This is a genomic window from Lacrimispora brassicae (assembly GCF_054772055.1).
The window spans coordinates 12,148-27,428 of the sequence record NZ_BRYH01000014.1 but is presented as its reverse complement, the minus strand read 5'-3'; the positions used below and the strand labels follow the sequence as shown (position 1 = coordinate 27,428).

Below are 15,281 nucleotides of genomic sequence, written 5' to 3'. Positions count from 1 at the left end.
TAAAATGAAGATGTGTATTGCTTGCGGTATGCCAATGAAAGAAGCTTCAGAATTTCCAGGCGGTGACACCAGTAAGGACTATTGCGTATACTGTGCCCGTCCGGATGGGACTATGCAGTCATTTGAAGAAAAGAAAGCAGGTATGATCCGCTATATCATCAAAACTCAGGGATTTGATGAAAAGGCTGCGGCCCAACTGGCCGAAAACAGCATGAAAAAACTCCCTGCGTGGAACGGTTTTTTCAATACTCTAAAGGAGGTGTGATTCTAATGAAGGTAAGCACAGCATTTCAGGCTTTTTCGAAAGAGGCTCCCGGAGTGGAAAGGGCCTGGATGGAAATGGTACAAAAACTGGACAGGGAAAGCGCACTGGATAAGAAGACAGAGGAACTTGCCTATCTTGCGGTGATGGCTGCCGTACGGCTGGACAGCGGTTTGCCGTTCCATGTTAAAATGGCAAAATCAAACGGAGCCACAAGAGAAGAGATTATAAGCAGTATTCTGGTAGGGTTACCTGCTGTTGGAAATAGGGTTATCCAGGCCTTACCCATAGCCCTGGAAGCATTTGATGAGGAAGTGTGAAATACGGAAAAAATACAAAGACAGGCCTCTTATTTTTCTGTGGTTTTTGAGAGGAATGGGCCGTAACCCTCTGATAGGATAGATGTAGGGAGATGATACAATGGACAGATAAATAACCGCCTCATTTCACTTGCAGATGACGGTAATATCTTTCCTTTTTCCGGGGGGCTGTAAGTAAAAAATTCATTGCCGTTATATTATTCCCAGGGTCCTTAATCTGCCGGATAAGGTCCTGGGCAGGTCTGTAGAAACTTTAAAAACCATGATATTGACAATATGACGAATTAATGTTATAGTAAAGACAAGTTAATAGTGAGTGTTACTGATTCGATCAGGCATCATCAAATACAAATATCCGCATAATAGAGGATATTGGTGTTTGATGATTTTTTTTACTTTATTTTTTGGCTATTATTACCTTAAATGAATTTGCAAGGAAAGATTTTAGTGAGAAGGGAGGTGTAATATGTTCGAATTTGTAAAATCACTGAATAATAACATCGTTCTTGCCTACGACGAGAATCATAATGAAGTCGTGCTGTTTGGAACCGGGATCGGATTCAGCCGGAAGAAGGGAGATCGGGTGGAGGAATCTTCTGTCAGCAAGCTTTTCATCAATGACAGCAATAAACGTCTGGCTCCCATGATTCAAAATCTGTCGGAGGATATTGTTTCCGTCACGGAAGATATCATCCAATATGGCTCCAGGGTATTGGAAAAACAGCTTCATGCCTCCATTCTGATCGTACTGGCGGATCATCTGTATTTTGCAATGGAGAGGGCGAAGAAAAGCCAGAGTGTGGATAATCCCCTTCAATGGGAAGTTCCCCATCTGTATCCAAAGGAATATGAAATCGGAGTAAAGGGGGTGAAGCTCATTGAGGAACGGCTTCAGGTAAAGCTGCCGCCTCAGGAAGCATCTTTTATAGCCCTTCATTTTGTAAATGCACAATTTGAAAGTCAGGATATGAGTGATACCCTGAAAATAACAGAAATCATCAGCCGGATCCTGGATATCGTCAGCTACCATTTTCAATTGGTATTGGATGAAAATTCATTATACTACTCCAGGTTTATTGTACATCTGCGGTATTTTATTATCCGGCAGGAAACTCATATGAAGGATACCATCGGCTTAAACGATGAGGATTTACTGGAAACGGTAAAGACCCGCTATAAAAAAAGCTATCAATGTGCCGTAAAGATTGCAAAATATCTGTATGATGCATATTCCTGGGATGTTTCCAAGGATGAAATCATTTATTTACTGCTTCATATTGAAAGAATAACAAGTGTCATTAAAAAGTGATTAAAACAAGTGTCAAAACAAGAGTGTTACTATTCAATTAGGCATTGTCTGCGAAGAAAAGTTTATTTTATTATTAAAAATAAAACGAAAAGGAGACTTTGTGTATGGAACATTTAAAATTAGCTCAGGAAATTATCCGGTATTGCGGTGGGAAGGATAATATTACCCAGGCATGGAACTGCATTACCAGGCTGCGTTTTCATCTGAAAAACAGGGAAAAGGCAGATGTGGAGGCCATTCAGGCTTTAAACGGTGTCTTAGGAGCCCAGTTTCAGGGAGACCAGTTCCAGGTGATCATCGGGAATGAGGTATTAAAGGTATTTGAAGGGATAAAGGAAGAGCTGGGAGACCTAGTGGTTTCTTCGGGAGAAAAAAAGCAGAAGGATAAAAAAAGGGAGAATCCGGTCAACGTGGTTTTCGGCGTGATCTCAGGAATTTTCAATCCCATATTACCTGCTATTACAGGGGCCGGTATTATAAAGGGGATCCTGGCGCTGCTGGTATTTCTTAAACTGCTCAGCCCTGAAACAGGAAATTATTTCGTTTTAGACATGATCTCCAATGCCACCTTTTATTTCCTGCCCTTTCTGGTAGCATTTTCAGCGGGAAAGAAATTCGGGGTAAATGAGCATCTGGCTGCTACCCTTGCAGGGATCATCATGTATCCGGCCTTTGTGAATTTAAGCGGGCAGGGGATCAGTACGGTGAACTTTCTGTTTCTGAATATTCCTGTAATGGATTATAACTCCACGGTGATCCCTATTATTTTAGGCGTCCTGTTACTGAGCATTGTATACAAATTTATAGACCGTTTTGTGCCGGGCTTTTTAAAGCTGATCGTAACGCCTGTGGTTTCCCTTCTGATCACAGCCCCAGTGGTTCTTGTATTCATCGCTCCTCTGGGAAGCTATGTGGGCAAATATGTAGCAGCCTTTTTCATTTCCCTGTTTGGAGTGGCGGGACCGGTGGCCGGTCTTCTCATGGGAGGGCTCATGTCTGTCATTGTAATGACCGGCATGCACTATGCGTTTTTCCCGTCCACCTTTGATGGGCTGGGGGGCGTTGGCTACGATATTTTACTGCTTCCCATGAGCATTGTAAGTAATATGGGCCAGTGCGGCGCTGTTTTAGGAGCGGCCTTTAAAATTAAGGATAAGAAAATGAAATCCATTGCATTTTCCAGCGCCCTTTCCGCTTTGTTCGGCATTACGGAACCTGCCATATATGGAGTGAACTTAAAATATAAAAAGCCCTTTTATGCCGCATTGACAGGCGGAGCAGTGGGAGGAGCCATTTACGGTATCTTTCATGTTAAGGCTTATGCTTTCAGCATTCCGGGAATTACCGCTTTGCCTACCTATTTGAAAGAAGGAGAGTTAAACAACTTTATCTGGGCCTGTGTGGGTGTTTTTGCTTCCTTTCTCACTGCCTTTATCATAACCATTATTCTTCCCCTGGAGGAAAAGGAAAAGACAGAAGAAAAGAAGAAAGAAGCTGATATAATCACCCAGGATCAGGAAGGGCACATTGTAAAAATACCGGTTGCCGCTCCCATGACGGGAAAAGCAGTGGGACTTGACCAGGTTCCTGATAAAATGTTTGCAGAGGGCATCCTTGGAAAAGGAATTGCAATCATACCTGATGAGGGAACGGTGAAAGCCCCATTTAAAGGACAGGTAAAAATGATTGCACCTACAAAGCATGCCATCGGCCTGATTTCCGACCAAGGCGTAAACGTGGTGATCCATATCGGCATTGACACGGTAAATCTTCAGGGAAAGGGCTTTGAAATCCTGGTAAAAGAAGACCAGTGGGTGGAGCAGGGAGAGCTTTTGATGAAGGTAGACTTAGAATTTATTAAGGAGAACCATTTAAATACCATCACCCCCATGATTGTGACAAACTCAGATGAATATGTAAATGTACTGGATCTTCCTATGGACAAGGCCCAGGCAGGAACCAGCCAGGTTCTGATGGTATTCCAATAGCCTTTCGTTAAAAGGCCAGCAATTTTTTCAACAATATATCAAAAAAGGAGAATGATCATGAAACAAAAAGTAGAATACGGATTTCCAAATGGCTTCTTATGGGGAGGGGCAACCGCTGCCAACCAGATCGAGGGAGCCTATGAGGAAGATGGAAAAGGAATGTCCACATCGGATTATGCTGCTTATAAAGATCCTTATGCAACAGGAGAAGTAAATAATTTCACCTTCAATGTCACCTCAAAGGAGCTGGAGGAATACCGTGCCCACGAGGAAAAATATAAATTCCCCAAGCGTTGGGGAATCGATTTTTACCATCATTATGCAGAGGATATCGCACTGTTTGCAGAAATGGGATTTAAGGTGTTCCGGTTTTCCATTTCCTGGGTAAGAATTTTCCCTACAGGACTTGAGACGGAACCAAATGAAGCCGGATTTGCCTTTTATGATAAGGTGATCGCCGAGCTGAAAAAGTATAACATAGAACCTTTGATTACATTATCCCATTATGAATTGCCCATAACTCTGTCAGAAAAATATAACGGATGGCAGAGCCGGGAGCTGATCGAGTGTTTTGTCCGATTTGCAACTGCATGCTTTAAACGCTATAAGGATGACGTGAAATACTGGATCACATTTAATGAAATGAATATGAACTTAAACAGCCTGTACACCGGGGCAGGCAGCTTTCCGGACAAGGTGGATCATCTGGAGCAGGCGGCTTACCAGGCTTCCCATTACCAGTTTGTGGCCAGTTCCCTGGCAGTAAAGGCGGGAAAAGAAATCATGCCTGATGGAAAGATCGGCTGTATGATCAACCGGATCGAGTCCTATGCAAAGACCTGCAAGCCGGAGGACCAGTTACAGGCATTAAAGGCTGACCAGATCAACCTCTTTTATCCGGAGGTACAGGCAAGAGGAGAATATCCCTCATACATGTCCCGGTATTTTAAAGAAAGAAACATAAAGCTGGAAACAGAACCGGAAGATTTTCAGATCATCAGGGATTATACGGTGGATTTCATCGCATTCAGCTATTATATGACCCATGTTACGGAAGACAGGCCGGATGCCAATGAACTGGCTGGAAAACTGGACAGTCCCATCAAGAACCCTTATTTAAAATTAACAGAGTGGGGATGGCCCATTGACCCCATCGGACTTCGCATTACCCTGAATAAAATGTATGACCGTTACAAAAAGCCCCTTTTCCTGGTTGAAAACGGATTGGGAGCCAGGGACAAGGCAGAGGCCGATGGAAGCATTCATGATGGTTACAGGATTGACTACATTTGCGAACATATTAAGCAGATGAAGGAGGCGGTGACAGACGGCGTAGATTTAATGGGATATACTACCTGGGGCTGCATTGATCTCATTAGCTGCGGAACATCGGAAATGACCAAGCGTTATGGTTTCATCTATGTGGATCAGGATGATGAGGGGAACGGAACCTTAAAGCGCTCCAGAAAGGATTCCTTCTACTGGTATAAAAAGGTTATAGAGACCAACGGAGAAGAGTTGTAAGACTGTTCTGAAAACGGTATTGAATAAGTTTTAAAAGAATGGCACAGCGTAAAGGCTGTGCCATTCTTTCGTTCACCGGTGTGTTCAGTTCCGGCAGAATACCGGGTAAGCCAAAGTTGATGTGAATTTTCTGTCTGTACAATCTGCTTGGGGCGAGAGGTGGTTTGCCCCATCACGCTGGTTTATTGCTTCTACGTATATACCCATTATCAGTCAGCTAAATCGTATGTTTCTATGTTATCAAAATCTAAGGTGATAAGGGCTGATTCAAAGGAAATTTCAAAGAGAACCAAGTAATCTCCAGCCTGTTCTATGGTATCTTTGTAGTCGGGAATTTTTTTGATGAAATCTTCTGCTGCATCAAATACGGTACGGCTGCTTTTTTGCACTGTGCCTTTTGCCCTGATATGCTCATTCCCTCCGTGGGGAATGGTTGTAAATGCTACCTTGTTATTGCCTTCAAATTCCTTGACTTTCTCATTGTTTCCAAAAGTGGAAAAGAGCATCACTTTGGCGGCTTCGTCAAAGTAGAAATTTACAATCCTCACACTGGGCAGGCCGTCAACACAAGTAGCCAAAGCAATTTCAGTTTGTGTGTTCATCAGCCGGGTGAATTCTCGTTTTGTATCCATTTTTAAGTTCTCCTTTATTTGTTGTTATGTTAGCAGTATAATATATAATGGTGTCAGTTAGTGAAACCATTTAATCAGAAAAAGGAAAAAACCATGAAAAAGTCAGAACGGTTAAATGATATGATGATATACCTAAATGATAAAAAGTCTTTTAATCTCAAAAACATAATGGACAGATATTCTACTTCCAAAAGTACAGCACTTCGGGATATTCAGTCATTAGAAGAAATCGGCATGCCAATTTACTCAAGGTCCGGACGAAACGGTTATTATGGCATACTCCCTAATCGCTTATTGTCCCCCATTGTCTTTACGATTGATGAGGTTGACGCATTGTATTTTTCCATGCAAACCCTTAGTGCCTATCAATCCACACCTTTTCATTTAAACGTCCAAAAGCTAAAGCAAAAATTCGAAGGATGTATATCAGAAGAACGAATAAAAAAACTACGTAAAATGGAATTGATTTTTAGCTTAGGGAGTTACCAAAACAAGAATGAATGTAACTGCTTAGAAGATATTCTGCATTTTGCGGTTGATGAAAGCGTGTGCGAAGTCCACTATATAAAGGGAGAGACTGAAAAGCAGTATTATGTTCAGTTCTTTGATATTACCTCTGCCTATGGGCAATGGTATGCAACGGCGTACAATTTCCAGACGAAAAAGCCGCAGGTGTTCCGCTGTGATAAAATTCAATTTGTACAGCCCTGCTATAAATATACAGCAAAGCCGCTTTCTGAATTTCTCATTTCCTCTAAAGAAATGTTTCGGGATAAGGAGGCAATTGACTTTGAAGTTGGTGTTTCTGTAAAAGGCGTTGATTTATTCTATAAAGAGCATTACCCATCCATGGAACTGCATTATGAAAATGGGAAATATTATGTGAGAGGTTTTTATAACAAAGGGGAAGAACCGTTTATTGCCAATTATTTCGCTGTCTACGGTGAACGGATTTTCTCTATCAGGCCAACCAACTTGAAAAACCTAATTCTTGAACGGTTGGATACAATAAAAAACCATTTCATTTCAATGTAACAGTTGAACAAAGTAAAACAAGGCATCGGCGGCTGCCTTGTTTTTTAAACCTCTTACTCGGCAGTACCCATAAACATTTTGTTTCATCCGCCTTATGGAGGGTGCCTGAATAAGCCCTTTTATTTCTTAAAAAAACAAATTGCTTTACGGAATAATGTAATATGATTACATTTAAAACAAAATATTTTAATATATTGTAAAATTATTACATATGTGTTATAATACTAAACATAAGCGCTTATATTATAAAAAACCATACATATTGCCGAGTGAAAAGGCATGAAGCAGGAAAAGGAGGTAGACCATGCAGGGAATTTCTATGCTGGTTGTCATTGGATTGATTCTGTATACCGTGATTGCTGTGGTGGATCAGATTTCCATTCAATGCGGATTGTATACCCCGTTGTTTGCGGCTGTTATTACGGGGGCGTTATTGGGAGATTTACAGACAGGACTGGTGGTTGGTGCAACTTTGCAGTTGATGACATTGGGAGTTGCTACTTATGGAGGTGCCACGGTTCCGGACTATTTATCAGGAGCGATCATGGGGACCGCTTATGCAATCATTTCCGGACAGGGGGCAGAATACGGAATCGGTCTGGCGATTCCCATCGGGCTTTTGCTGACTCAGATGGATATTCTGGGAAGGATGACCAACTCTTTCTTTCAGCATTACGCGGACCGTTGTGCGGAGAAGGCAGATTACAAGGGAGTGGAACGGGCAAATCTTTTAGGACTGCTGCCCTGGGTCCTTTCAAGGGTGATTCCGGTTGCATTGGGACTGTGCTTTGGAGAGGCAGTGGTAACCGGAGTAAATGCTGTTATACCGGCCTGGTTCATGACAGGACTTAAAACCGCAGGCGCCATTCTTCCTGCAATGGGTATGGCTATCCTGATGCGTTATCTGCCCATTAAAAAATATTATCCATATTTTATCTTCGGCTTTGTGCTGATTGCCTTTGGAGGCGGAACCTTTACCGTTATGGCGGCTGCATTGGTGGGCCTGGCTCTGGCCGCACTTCATCTTACAAGAGTGAGGGACCGGGCAGCAGTGCAGACTTTGGATGAAGAGGAGGTAGAAATCGATGGCTGATAAAAACCAGACAGGAAACGGGAAATTGGAAAAAAGCGATATCAGAAAAGTATATCTGCGTAATTTATTCACTTTGCAATTTGGCTGGAATTATGAAAAAATGCAGGGGCTTGGTTATGCTTATGTCATCATGCCGGTTTTAAAACGGCTGTATTCCGGGGATCCTGAGAGGATGAAGCGGGCATTGAAGATGCACCTTGGTTACTTTAACACCACTCCGGCAATGTCTCATCTGATCATTGGTGCCGATATGGCTTTGGAGGAAGAACTGGGAATTGAAGCAGAAGAGGCTATTACCGGTTTAAAGACCGGACTTATGGGCCCGTTTGCGGGAGTTGGCGATACCCTGTTCATTGCGATCTACCGGGCCATCGTGTTCTCCATTGCATCTTATATTGCCATGCAGGGGAATCCCGTTGGACTTATTATACCTCTCATGGCATGTGCCGGAGTTTTGTGGATACGTTATAAATTTACCTGCATCGGCTACCAGTCCGGGCGAAAGCTTGCAACAGGATTTGCGGATAAAATATCTCCTATTACAGAGGCGGCCAGTATCCTGGGGCTGACTGTGGTGGGAGCGCTGATCCCTTCTGTGATCAAATACCGTACAGATCTGCAGTTTACCATGGGAGAAGTGACCTTTGCATTGCAGGATATGCTGGACAAAATCATGCCTTCTCTGCTTCCCCTGGGAATCGTGGCGTTCTCATACTGGCTTCTGGGAAAGAAGAAGGTGGATTCCACAAAATTAATTTTTATCCTCATTGTTTTAGGCATAGTGCTTGGCAACCTGCAGTCTATGCTGACCTTTGCAGCCGGTTTATTTTAGAAAAATGGAAGTTGAAACAGGAAAGGAAATAGTGGTATGATTGGAATCATAGTAACCGGTCATGGTGAATATGCCTCCGGTTTGACCAGCGGGCTGAAGCTGCTGGCCGGAGAGACAGAATATTATGAAGCTGTTGATTTTAAAGCGGAGGATTCCACGGAAGTTCTGGCAGAAAATCTGACAGAGGCGATCCGGCGTCTGAAGGACTGTGAATCAGTGGCAGTGCTTGCGGATCTTACGGGAGGCTCTCCCTTTAATGTGGCTTCCAGACTGAAAATGTCCGGTATCCATGAGAATATGGAGGTGGTGGGAGGCATCAGCCTTCCTCTGGTCCTCCATGCCTACCTGTCCAGAGCAATGATTTCAGATATCAGGCAGCTTTTGGATGCCTCCATGGAGATGGGAAAACAGCATATGGTGTATTTTCAACCATCAGATGAAGCATGTGAACTGGAAGAATAGGGACAAGAAAAGGAGAACGATCCATGGCAATTGTGCACGCGAGAGTAGATGAGAGGCTGATCCATGGTCAGGTGGCTATGGTTTGGACCAATACCGTAGGAGCGACCCGGATCATGGTGGTCAACGATGAGGCGGTAAAGGATGAAATGATTATTGCAGGCCTTAAGATGGCAAAGCCTGCGGGAGTGAAGTTATCCATTCTGTCTTTGAAACGGGCTGCTGAAAAGTTTGCAGAAAAGGCCTATGAAGGAGAGAAGGTATTTCTCATAACCAAAAACGTGGCGGATATGGCATCACTGGTCCGTTCTCAGGTTCCCATCAAGGCCTTTAATGTGGGAAACGTGGCAAAAAGAGAAGGAAGCCGGCCCATTAAAAAGTCGGTGAATCTGACGGAAGCAGATGAAAAGGATATCCGGGAAGTGGTAGGGCTGGGAGTGAGTGTTACGGCTCAGATGCTGCCCAATGAGTCGGACCAGTCCATTTTGAATATGCTGTAAAATAAGTGGATGGAGAAGAGGCGGAATGGAATCAGTTAGGTTAAAAATAAGAGAACAATACAATGAAATGAGCAAGGGAGAAAAGAAAATCTCGGATTTTGTATTGTCAGACACCAAAAACTGTCTTGGAATGACGGCAGTGGATATTGCAGGAAAAAGCGGGGTATCCTCCGCCTCTGTGATTCGTTATGTTCAGAAGCTTGGTTTTGAGGGTTTGGAGGGTTTTAAGCTGGCACTTGCTGCAACCGATGCCCAAAGTGATAAGGAAGATATGGTGGATCCCATTATTTCCAGGGAAGATGATCTGGACACTTTGTGCCGAAAAATGGATGCCCTGGTGGATGCGGCTTTCCAGGACTTTTTCTATCAGTTGGATAAGGATGCGCTAAAAAAGGCAATCAACAAAGTAAAGAAAGCCCGGCGCATTTATCTGGTGGGGATCGGAAGCTCTTCACTGCCTGCTTATGATCTGTTTCATAAACTGAAGCGGGCCGACATCAATGCGGCTTTTTACCAGGATATCAATATGATGGTGGAATTTTTTAATTATATTGACAAACGGGATGTGGTGATCGCATTTTCCTACAGCGGGCAGTCCCAGGAGGTCCTTTACGCCTGCAAGACTGCAGGAAAACAGGGAGCATCGGTCATAGCAATCACCCGTAGAGGAGATTCCCCTATTCAGGATATTGCAGATATATGTCTCCATGTGCCGGACAACGAAAAGGTCATGCGGATTGGTGCGTTTACCTCTCTTCATACCTCCATCATGATGGCGGATCTTTTGTACATGGGAGTGATCCAGGAGAATTTAGAGCATTATGAAGTGGAGCTGATCAAGACCAGAAAACTGGTGGAAGGGCTGAAAATAAAGAAATAGAGGAAGTTTTATGGTCAATATGGAAAAACTAACAACGGAATCAACCAATGAATCCACCCTGAACATTGACAGGCTGGAATCATTGGAAATCGTTACATTAATAAATAATGAAGACAAAAAAGTGGCGGAAGCCATAGAAAAGGTGCTTCCCCAGATCGCGGAAGCAGTGGATGCCATCGTGGACCGCTTTAAAAAAGGCGGCCGGATCATTTACTGCGGCGCAGGGTCTTCCGGCCGGATGGGTACACTGGATGCAGTGGAACTGACTCCTACTTACAGCGTATCCCCTGACAGGGCTTTTGGTCTTCTTGCAGGCGGGGAAGAGGCTATGTATACGGCGGTAGAGGGCGCGGAAGATTCAGAAGAACTGGCAGTAGAGGACTTAAAGCGGGTAAAGCTTACGGCAGATGACTGTGTGATCGGCATCGCAGCCAGCGGAAGGACTCCCTATACAATGGCGGCTCTGGAATTTGGAAAACAAACAGGGGCCTTTACCATTTCAATCACCTGTAATCAGGCCAGCGCTATGGCAAAGATCGCGGATATATCCATTGCCCCGGTAGTAGGATCGGAGGTAATCAACGGATCCACAAGAATGAAGGCAGGGACCGCTCAGAAAATGGTTGTCAATATGCTTTCCACCGCTGCCATGGTAAGGCTTGGAAAGGTCTACCGGAATTATATGGTCCATATGCAGCCCACCAATGAAAAACTTATGAAGCGGGCCGTTCAGATGATCAAGGAAATAACGGATGCAGAAGAGGAACTGGCTCTCAAAGTGCTTTATGAAGCAGATAAGGATGTGGCCGCTGCCATTGTGATGATCGAATGCGGCTGCAGAAGAGACCAGGCCCAAGAAGCCCTTTTAGAGTCCGGCGGTCAGGTTAGGAAAGCCATTGGGGCTGTGGAAAACGGAGTTTATACAGATGGAAAGAGCCTGGAATGATGAACATGAATTGATTCTGGAAAAAATGGCGGAGCAGCTTGTCAGGGATCAGGTGATCTGGGGAGTCAGTTACGGCTTTGTCAGTGAACAGGGGATCCGCTTAAAATACGCCGGAAAGCAGGGGGTAATGACGCCCTATAGTGATCAGAAGGTGGAAGCAGGTATGTATTACGACCTTGCTTCCCTGACAAAGGTCATTGGGACAGCTACCCGGGCCCTTCAGTTGGTGGAAAAAGGAGTCATAAGCCTTTCCACTCCGGTGAAGGAGATACTGGAACGTTTTTCCTATCCGGATGTCACGGTGGAACACCTGCTGCTTCATACAAGCGGGCTTCCTGCCGAGATACGGAACAAGGAAAGCTGGAGCCGGGAAAATCTTCTGGAATATCTTTACACCACGCCAAGGGAAAGGGAAGCAGGAGAAGGGTTCCTTTATTCAGATGTGGGGTTTATCCTGCTGGGAAAGATCATTGAGCGTGTGGATAATACAACTCTTGAGGAGACCTATCAGGAGCACATCTTCCGTCCTCTTGGGATGGCGGATACCTCCTATTTCTTTCAGGGCGGCAGGGACCGCTGCATTCCAACGGAATGTACAGAGCAAAGAGGCTGTATCTGCGGAGAAGTCCACGATACCAAGGCTTACCTGCTGGGCCAATGCGGCAGCGCTGGTTTGTTCTCCACATTGGAGGATGTGGCGGAGTTTGTTAAGGCGTATCTGGAACATTCCCGACTTTTATTTAGTGAAGAGATGTTTGAAACGCTTTGCAGCACCATAAGATTTGGACGCACTCTGGGCTGGAGCAAGGAGTATGGAAAGGATACCCTTTATCATACTGGTTTTACGGGAACTTCTGTATTGATGGATTTAAAGAATAGAAAAGGATTTATTCTGCTGACCAACAGGATTCATCCCAGCAGGAATAATGAGGAGTTCTTAAGGATGAGAAAGAAGATGAATGAAGTTTATCTGAATATGGCTTTTAGGAACTAAGAAAATTTGAGGGCGGCTCTTTCGCAAAGAGCCGCCCTTTCCATTTGTCAGGAATGTTTTTATCAGCAGCCGAAAATAAGAATTTTGTTTATTTCAGTAAATATTTGAAATAATAGATATCTAGTGTAAATTGAATCATACACTGGCATTCAAAAAACAGAAAGGCAGATGTTATGGCAAATAAAAATAATCTAGAAGAGTTGTTCCGACAGATAGAATATCACTTGTATCATGATGAACGTCCATCGGAATATCTTGAACAAATTAGCAGCGAACCGTGGTTTTCTGATTATCCGTTTTCCATGCTTGGCAGGATGAAGGAAACCCCACAGTCAAAACGATATCATCCGGAAGGGAGTGTATGGAATCATACCATAATGGTAGTGGATGAGGCAGCGAAACGGAGAATGGAGAGTAAGGATGCCCGAACCTTGATGTGGGCGGCTTTGCTTCATGATATCGGCAAACCGGGAGTGACGAAAAACCGGAAAGGAAAAATCACTGCATATAATCATGATTCAGAGGGAGAACAGTTGGCAGTGGATTTTTTATCCTGTTTTTCCGGTGATGAGTCATGGATCAGAGCGGTTGCAAAACTGGTCCGGTATCATATGCACGTTCTGTATGTGACAGGCGGGCTTCCTTTTGGGGATATTGCCGGTATGAAGCGGGAAACAGATATTAGTGACGTTGCACTTTTGGGACTTTGCGACCGGGTCGGAAGGGGCGGAAGTATTCTGGAAGATGAAACAAAAGTGGTCAGGGAATTTCAGAAGAAAATGCGGAATATGTGAGATTAAATTACCTCTGTTTAGTCTCTTGTAATAAAATGAATCATTAATTCCATTCAGAAGAAAACATGGCCGATTGAATTGGGAGGCTGTTGTAGTAAAATATTCTCTTTGCAAATATCATTCGGAAATAGGCAAATGATTATTATTGTATTATAATTAAAGAAAGGTTACGGAAATCAATAAATTTACAGAGGCTTACTATGAAAATAAATTATGGAATTATATCAACGGCTGCAATTGGGAAACGATTTATCAGCGGGGTGAGGGCTAATGGGGGATCGGTGACTGCGGTTGCATCAAGGTCATTGGATAGGGCAAGGGCATTCTGTGAGGAAAACAACATTGAGAAGGCTTATGGCTCTTATGAGGAACTTTATCAGGATCCGCAAATTTCGGCTGTGTATATTGCCACCATAAACCGGGAGCATTTTTATGAAATGAAGCAGGCTTTGAATAACGGCAAGCACGTGCTCTGCGAGAAACCGTTTACGCTGTCGAAATGGCAGGCGGAAGAAATTTTTCGATTGGCAAAGGAAAAAGGGCTGTTTGTCATGGAAATGCAGAAGAGCCTTTTTCTTCCTGTCACCGTTCTGATTAAATCATATATTGATTCTGGGATGCTGGGAAAACTCCATCAGGTGGATATGAGTGCATCCTTTCAAAGCCCCAAGGCTTCATGGATGCATGAGAAGGATCAGGGGGGAGTTGTTTACGGCAGCGCTTCTTATACCTTTGAATATCTCGATTATCTGCTGGAGCCTGCCGATGTAATCGTGCAGGCCCTGGGGACCAGAGGTAAAACCGGAGTTCAGGACTCTGTCAGTTTTAATATAAAAATGGATGAGGTGCTGATCAACAGCCGTATTTCCATGCGGGGACCGGCGGAAAGTTTTGCAGTATTTTATTTCGAAAATGGGTTTATAAAAACCAATGAATATTGGAAGGCGGACCGCTGCGAAATACATACTGGCCAGGGAGTTGAGCTGATTGAGAATCCGGTTGATTTTGAAATGAAATATGAGGCGGCACATGCGGAAGAGTGCATCAGACAGGAGCTGACGGAGAGCCCGGTTATGACTGGTGAAAGAACAATGCGCTGTTGTGAGCTTGTGGATCAGGTGGTGGGATCCTTGGACCGGCAGCAGGGGAGAGGGGAATGATAGAATTGGGGACAGCTGGAATCGGATGAATATCAGATTCTTTTTGCAGCTGCGACACTTTTAGCCAAGAGATCATGGTGTTATTGTGGAGTACCGGCTGCATCATACAAGCGGATTTCCTGCCGGGATACGGAGAAAGGGAAGCTTGCGCCGGGAAAGATCATTGAGAGTGTGGACAAAAAATCTGCCCCATGATAGTGATTTACGCCGGGTTATTCCTTTAAAAATTGAAAGAGAAAGTGGAATGCCATGACGTGCCTCTAAAGGTGTTAAAGACAAAATGGCATTGGGATATAAACCGGATGTCATTTTGCCTTTTTTTATTGGAGGTATTGGGTTACTGCAAAAGGTCTTTTACAAAATTACATATAAACCGCTACTAATTACATAGTGGGGTAAATCGGCGAAAACTGTAGTATAATGAAAAAAAACAATGGGGGCGGTTATTTTGGAGTTAAAAAAATTAAGAAGTATTTAATTTATTATTTTTTGGTTATGGCGAAAGTTTTTAGTTTTTATAGAACGAATATTTGTTGCTGTTAATTAGGGTTGA

At 43.8% G+C, this 15,281-nt stretch carries 16 protein-coding genes; 15 read left to right on the top strand and 1 reads right to left on the bottom strand.

Annotation, left to right across the window (positions count from 1 at the left end; genetic code table 11):
• The first annotated feature begins 4 nt into the window (after positions 1–4).
• The 5 genes from ACYVD3_RS08580 to ACYVD3_RS08560 all read left to right on the top strand — a co-directional run bounded on the left by ACYVD3_RS08580 (position 5) and on the right by ACYVD3_RS08560 (position 5,403).
• A complete protein-coding gene (locus ACYVD3_RS08580) occupies positions 5–265 on the top strand; it encodes a zinc ribbon domain-containing protein (RefSeq protein WP_460642099.1) in 261 nt (86 codons plus the stop codon).
• A 5-nt stretch (positions 266–270) separates the two neighbouring features.
• On the top strand, positions 271–582 hold the full coding sequence (locus ACYVD3_RS08575; RefSeq protein WP_460642098.1) for a carboxymuconolactone decarboxylase family protein: 312 nt from the start codon (positions 271–273) through the stop codon (positions 580–582).
• Positions 583–1,048: 466 nt separating this feature from the next.
• Entirely contained in the window at positions 1,049–1,891 is an 843-nt protein-coding gene (licT, locus tag ACYVD3_RS08570) for a BglG family transcription antiterminator LicT (protein ID WP_460642097.1), read from the top strand.
• 104 nt (positions 1,892–1,995) lie between these two features.
• On the top strand, positions 1,996–3,879 hold the full coding sequence (locus tag ACYVD3_RS08565) for a beta-glucoside-specific PTS transporter subunit IIABC (RefSeq protein ID WP_460642096.1): 1,884 nt from the start codon (positions 1,996–1,998) through the stop codon (positions 3,877–3,879).
• Positions 3,880–3,936: 57 nt separating this feature from the next.
• Positions 3,937–5,403, top strand: a complete 1,467-nt coding sequence (locus tag ACYVD3_RS08560) for a glycoside hydrolase family 1 protein (protein ID WP_460642095.1) — start codon at positions 3,937–3,939, stop codon at positions 5,401–5,403.
• Between the two features lie 209 nt (positions 5,404–5,612).
• Here ACYVD3_RS08560 and ACYVD3_RS08555 read toward each other — a convergent pair whose 3' ends face one another.
• Complete coding sequence (locus tag ACYVD3_RS08555) at positions 5,613–6,035, bottom strand: pyridoxamine 5'-phosphate oxidase family protein (RefSeq protein ID WP_460642094.1); 423 nt, start codon at positions 6,033–6,035, stop codon at positions 5,613–5,615.
• Positions 6,036–6,128: 93 nt separating this feature from the next.
• Between ACYVD3_RS08555 and ACYVD3_RS08550 the strand changes: the two genes are divergently transcribed.
• The 10 genes from ACYVD3_RS08550 to ACYVD3_RS08505 all read left to right on the top strand — a co-directional run bounded on the left by ACYVD3_RS08550 (position 6,129) and on the right by ACYVD3_RS08505 (position 14,728).
• A complete protein-coding gene (locus ACYVD3_RS08550; protein ID WP_460642093.1) occupies positions 6,129–7,070 on the top strand; it encodes a helix-turn-helix transcriptional regulator in 942 nt (313 codons plus the stop codon).
• A gap of 304 nt (positions 7,071–7,374) precedes the next feature.
• Positions 7,375–8,163 carry a PTS mannose/fructose/sorbose/N-acetylgalactosamine transporter subunit IIC gene (locus tag ACYVD3_RS08545; RefSeq protein WP_460642092.1) on the top strand — a complete coding sequence of 263 codons (789 nt, stop codon included), beginning with the start codon at positions 7,375–7,377 and terminating at the stop codon, positions 8,161–8,163.
• Positions 8,156–8,995: a PTS system mannose/fructose/sorbose family transporter subunit IID gene (locus tag ACYVD3_RS08540; protein ID WP_460642091.1), complete on the top strand. Its 840-nt coding sequence runs from the start codon at positions 8,156–8,158 to the stop codon at positions 8,993–8,995. The genes ACYVD3_RS08545 and ACYVD3_RS08540 overlap by 8 nt, the downstream gene beginning before the upstream one ends.
• A gap of 36 nt (positions 8,996–9,031) precedes the next feature.
• The gene (locus tag ACYVD3_RS08535) at positions 9,032–9,457 is read left to right on the top strand and encodes a PTS sugar transporter subunit IIA domain-containing protein (protein ID WP_460642090.1); all 426 of its coding nucleotides are present in this window, start codon (positions 9,032–9,034) and stop codon (positions 9,455–9,457) included.
• A gap of 23 nt (positions 9,458–9,480) precedes the next feature.
• Positions 9,481–9,954 (top strand): PTS system mannose/fructose/N-acetylgalactosamine-transporter subunit IIB, encoded by a 474-nt coding sequence (locus ACYVD3_RS08530; RefSeq protein ID WP_460642089.1) that lies wholly within the window; start codon positions 9,481–9,483, stop codon positions 9,952–9,954.
• A gap of 25 nt (positions 9,955–9,979) precedes the next feature.
• Positions 9,980–10,834: a MurR/RpiR family transcriptional regulator gene (locus ACYVD3_RS08525; RefSeq protein WP_460642088.1), complete on the top strand. Its 855-nt coding sequence runs from the start codon at positions 9,980–9,982 to the stop codon at positions 10,832–10,834.
• A 19-nt stretch (positions 10,835–10,853) separates the two neighbouring features.
• Entirely contained in the window at positions 10,854–11,780 is a 927-nt protein-coding gene (gene murQ, locus ACYVD3_RS08520; protein ID WP_460642087.1) for an N-acetylmuramic acid 6-phosphate etherase, read from the top strand.
• A complete protein-coding gene (locus ACYVD3_RS08515) occupies positions 11,761–12,774 on the top strand; it encodes a serine hydrolase domain-containing protein (protein WP_460642086.1) in 1,014 nt (337 codons plus the stop codon). The genes murQ and ACYVD3_RS08515 overlap by 20 nt, the downstream gene beginning before the upstream one ends.
• Positions 12,775–12,947: 173 nt before the next feature.
• Positions 12,948–13,568, top strand: coding sequence for an HD domain-containing protein (locus ACYVD3_RS08510; RefSeq protein WP_460642085.1), 621 nt, complete (start codon positions 12,948–12,950; stop codon positions 13,566–13,568).
• A gap of 200 nt (positions 13,569–13,768) precedes the next feature.
• Positions 13,769–14,728 carry a Gfo/Idh/MocA family protein gene (locus ACYVD3_RS08505; RefSeq protein WP_460642084.1) on the top strand — a complete coding sequence of 320 codons (960 nt, stop codon included), beginning with the start codon at positions 13,769–13,771 and terminating at the stop codon, positions 14,726–14,728.
• Positions 14,729–15,281 lie beyond the last annotated feature (553 nt).

Bases quoted from the DNA above. Each gene is read 5' to 3' on its own strand.
- ACYVD3_RS08545 (WP_460642092.1), top strand. From the start codon at position 7,375: ATGCAGGGAATTTCTATGCTGGTTGTCATTGGATTGATTCTGTATACC.
- ACYVD3_RS08505 (WP_460642084.1), top strand. From the start codon at position 13,769: ATGAAAATAAATTATGGAATTATATCAACGGCTGCAATTGGGAAACGA.
- ACYVD3_RS08550 (WP_460642093.1), top strand. From the start codon at position 6,129: ATGAAAAAGTCAGAACGGTTAAATGATATGATGATATACCTAAATGAT.
- ACYVD3_RS08575 (WP_460642098.1), top strand. From the start codon at position 271: ATGAAGGTAAGCACAGCATTTCAGGCTTTTTCGAAAGAGGCTCCCGGA.
- ACYVD3_RS08515 (WP_460642086.1), top strand. From the start codon at position 11,761: ATGGAAAGAGCCTGGAATGATGAACATGAATTGATTCTGGAAAAAATG.
- ACYVD3_RS08535 (WP_460642090.1), top strand. From the start codon at position 9,032: ATGATTGGAATCATAGTAACCGGTCATGGTGAATATGCCTCCGGTTTG.
- ACYVD3_RS08530 (WP_460642089.1), top strand. From the start codon at position 9,481: ATGGCAATTGTGCACGCGAGAGTAGATGAGAGGCTGATCCATGGTCAG.
- murQ (WP_460642087.1), top strand. From the start codon at position 10,854: ATGGAAAAACTAACAACGGAATCAACCAATGAATCCACCCTGAACATT.
- ACYVD3_RS08560 (WP_460642095.1), top strand. From the start codon at position 3,937: ATGAAACAAAAAGTAGAATACGGATTTCCAAATGGCTTCTTATGGGGA.
- ACYVD3_RS08565 (WP_460642096.1), top strand. From the start codon at position 1,996: ATGGAACATTTAAAATTAGCTCAGGAAATTATCCGGTATTGCGGTGGG.
- ACYVD3_RS08525 (WP_460642088.1), top strand. From the start codon at position 9,980: ATGGAATCAGTTAGGTTAAAAATAAGAGAACAATACAATGAAATGAGC.
- ACYVD3_RS08555 (WP_460642094.1), bottom strand. From the start codon at position 6,035: ATGGATACAAAACGAGAATTCACCCGGCTGATGAACACACAAACTGAA.
- licT (WP_460642097.1), top strand. From the start codon at position 1,049: ATGTTCGAATTTGTAAAATCACTGAATAATAACATCGTTCTTGCCTAC.
- ACYVD3_RS08540 (WP_460642091.1), top strand. From the start codon at position 8,156: ATGGCTGATAAAAACCAGACAGGAAACGGGAAATTGGAAAAAAGCGAT.
- ACYVD3_RS08580 (WP_460642099.1), top strand. From the start codon at position 5: ATGAAGATGTGTATTGCTTGCGGTATGCCAATGAAAGAAGCTTCAGAA.
- ACYVD3_RS08510 (WP_460642085.1), top strand. From the start codon at position 12,948: ATGGCAAATAAAAATAATCTAGAAGAGTTGTTCCGACAGATAGAATAT.